This window comes from Candidatus Megaera venefica (assembly GCF_034554655.1).
Lineage (GTDB): Bacteria > Pseudomonadota > Alphaproteobacteria > Rickettsiales > Rickettsiaceae > Megaera_A > Megaera_A venefica.
The window spans coordinates 1-2,612 of the sequence record NZ_JARJFB010000197.1 but is presented as its reverse complement, the minus strand read 5'-3'; the positions used below and the strand labels follow the sequence as shown (position 1 = coordinate 2,612).

Sequence of the window (2,612 nt, the reverse complement as noted above, 5' to 3'; positions counted from 1 at the left end):
AAACTAATGAAGGATCAAAAAATAACTCAAGATAAACTATCTCAAGTAATAGGCTGCTCAAGACATAAACTTAATAGTTATCTATGTTTTGCCAAAGTCAGCGATACTATTTGGAAAGCGGTCGGTAACACTTCTAAAGTATCGGCTAAAACCGCAGAAACGATACACGGGCTTGAGAAAAACGGTAAAGCTTACGTTGATGCTTTGATTGATCTTGCCGAAGAAATTCGTAAAGGAACGGGAACTCATAGGCTAACAAGGATGGTCAACGCTATTATTGTAGGTGAGGATTCAGAAATTATTGAAGACGGTGTCATTAAATTACCGTCGGGAGCTATTATCGGTACTTGGAAAAATAACAACCTAAAGTTAGCTAAACATCTAGATATTGACCAAGATAAGTTTATTAAACATTTAATCAAGTTTTTTTAGAGAAGTCGCATGAATAGTATCAAATGTTATAAAGACTGCAATAGCTTTATAGATCATCCACTTGCGCCTTTGTTTTATCAATTTGTTGAAACTTTAGAAAAACGAGGCTTTTATAAGGAAGCAGAAGACTTGCAAAAAATAGCAGAAAAATACTATTTACCTGAAAATCGTACTATAATTTTAAAAATAATTATAGAGATGCAGAGGGCTGCCGTATCTGATGAAGAAACCAAGCTTGAACAATTATTGCAACAATTATAAATTAACGTTATTATCAATAAAACTGAGGTGGTTCTTATGATAAATTCAAATTACGGAAAAACTTACAATAGTTTTGCGGAGCATCCACTTGCTCCTATATATTTTAAATACATAGATATTTTGATATCTAGGGATGTAAATCAAGACGTGCAGCATTTATTAGATATTGCAGACGCTCCTATAACCGAGGAAAATACAGAGGTATTTACTGATATCGTTGCCGCTCTTGTAAGAATTGCTAATGAAGATAATGTAAATGAATTTGAGGAGTTAGGGCATCAATTAGATAATGCGCACTGACCCCTGCTTTTATTAGTTCGGTTCATGGCGTAACATGCTGCAAACTTGGTTAAAAGAGGATAGGTTCTACAATGTACAACTACAGGCCAATCTATTCGGTGGTACTAGTGTAGTTTGTAGCTGGGGTAGTAGATACGGCAAACGTGGGGGCTATAAAATTATTTTTTGTGATAGTGAATTAGAGGTTAGTAGTGCTTTGCAAGTGATTGAAAAAAGAAGACGGGCAAGAGGATATAAATTGACCGAATAAGTGCTAGTTGTCATGGAAGCTATGGAAGGCGGGTGCAACCGCCCTCCATGGTTTTAGATGTATTGTTGTCTAGTTTAGATTTGTAAATGACTGATAATTTAGAGTATTTTTTTGATTTTAGAATATACGCCAGCAAGCTGGGTTCTTAAATCACCGCTGCTTTTGCAGGTAATACCCATGCGATCATACATGGGGATTATCTCAAGCTCACCTAATACGTGATGAGGATTATTTAAAAAATACTCATTTATCGGTTTGCTATATTCACCAATTACCTTTCGCTTTGTAGCTTGCCACTCATGGGTTTTATCTGTTTTTTGCAAGAATACTAAATCAACGGTAATTTTTGCGTCTGCAAATAAATTATCAGGCAAGCGATAAGCAAGTATTAGGTTTACTCCTGATGCGTTGATAATATCCCGCGCATGCTCTTTTGTATTGTCTAGGAAAAATTGCGGCAGTATCATGGCAATAATACCTTTATCTCTTAGCATTCTTGCGGATTTAGCTACAAACCAGTGATGGATGATTAGATGTGATAAATCAGGATTAAAAGTATCATTTACAGTATTACGACCGTATGGCGGATTGCCTATAATCAAGTTGTATCTATTATCATTACAACAGAAATTCTCAAAACCCGTATTGATAATGTTAATATTGCCGTGCAATTTGCTAAATAATTTGCAGCTGGAATTATCAAGCTCTATTGCATCTATACTTGCATTTTTTGCTACTATTTGTGGCATGTAGTTAAAAAATACCCCTGTTCCCGCGGAAGGCTCTAATATATTACAACTTTTACCGCTTCCGTCTGCTCTCAAACCCTTAAAACCCATACGCATTAAAGCCGCCCATATAAATTTTACCAGTAAATCGGGCGTATAGTATGCGCTGTTTACGCTCTTTTTTATGGAGCTAATCTCATCATCGGTTAGGTAACGTTTTAATTGCCTGTAAACGTAAGGAGTAAAGATTGCATCACGGAGTCCTCCCCAGCCAGTATAGGTGTTTAGGAGTTCTCTTTTTTGCTCTTCGTTGATACTAGGGTCATTATTTGACAATAGTTTTAATACTTTAAGATTTTTTTCTATTCTGTCATTTTGTATTTGTTTTTTTGACATTTCAATACTCATATTTTAATTTAATTTAATTTATTGTTTAAAGTGCAAATGTTTATTTGTTATAAGAAATTGCCTGTAATACTTTGTTGGTTAAATTCTCACCAAGAAGCCCTTGGAAATAATCAAAATCTGAAAATAGACAGCTATTTTCATCAATCGTTTTATGAATGAGTCCTTGGTACGCATCTAATTTTGGAGATAAATCCGCACCCCAACCAGATAATGCAAGCAAACTTAATCCATCA

General features: G+C 35.1%; 5 protein-coding genes and 1 pseudogene. 4 read left to right on the top strand and 2 right to left on the bottom strand.

The window, feature by feature from the left end:
- From Megvenef_RS08750 to Megvenef_RS08735, 4 genes and pseudogenes are all read left to right on the top strand, one after another.
- A pseudogene (locus Megvenef_RS08750) lies at positions 1–432 on the top strand (ParB/RepB/Spo0J family partition protein); the annotation flags it as partial.
- Between the two features lie 9 nt (positions 433–441).
- A complete protein-coding gene (locus tag Megvenef_RS08745) occupies positions 442–693 on the top strand; it encodes a hypothetical protein (RefSeq protein WP_322777548.1) in 252 nt (83 codons plus the stop codon).
- A 36-nt stretch (positions 694–729) separates the two neighbouring features.
- Positions 730–993: a hypothetical protein gene (locus Megvenef_RS08740; protein WP_322777547.1), complete on the top strand. Its 264-nt coding sequence runs from the start codon at positions 730–732 to the stop codon at positions 991–993.
- A gap of 34 nt (positions 994–1,027) precedes the next feature.
- A complete protein-coding gene (locus Megvenef_RS08735) occupies positions 1,028–1,243 on the top strand; it encodes a WGR domain-containing protein (protein WP_322777546.1) in 216 nt (71 codons plus the stop codon).
- A gap of 98 nt (positions 1,244–1,341) precedes the next feature.
- Here Megvenef_RS08735 and Megvenef_RS08730 read toward each other — a convergent pair whose 3' ends face one another.
- The gene (locus Megvenef_RS08730; RefSeq protein WP_322777545.1) at positions 1,342–2,367 is read right to left on the bottom strand and encodes an Eco57I restriction-modification methylase domain-containing protein; all 1,026 of its coding nucleotides are present in this window, start codon (positions 2,365–2,367) and stop codon (positions 1,342–1,344) included.
- A 52-nt stretch (positions 2,368–2,419) separates the two neighbouring features.
- Positions 2,420–2,612 (bottom strand): hypothetical protein (locus tag Megvenef_RS08725; RefSeq protein WP_322777544.1); only part of this gene is annotated, 193 nt, incomplete at its 5' end.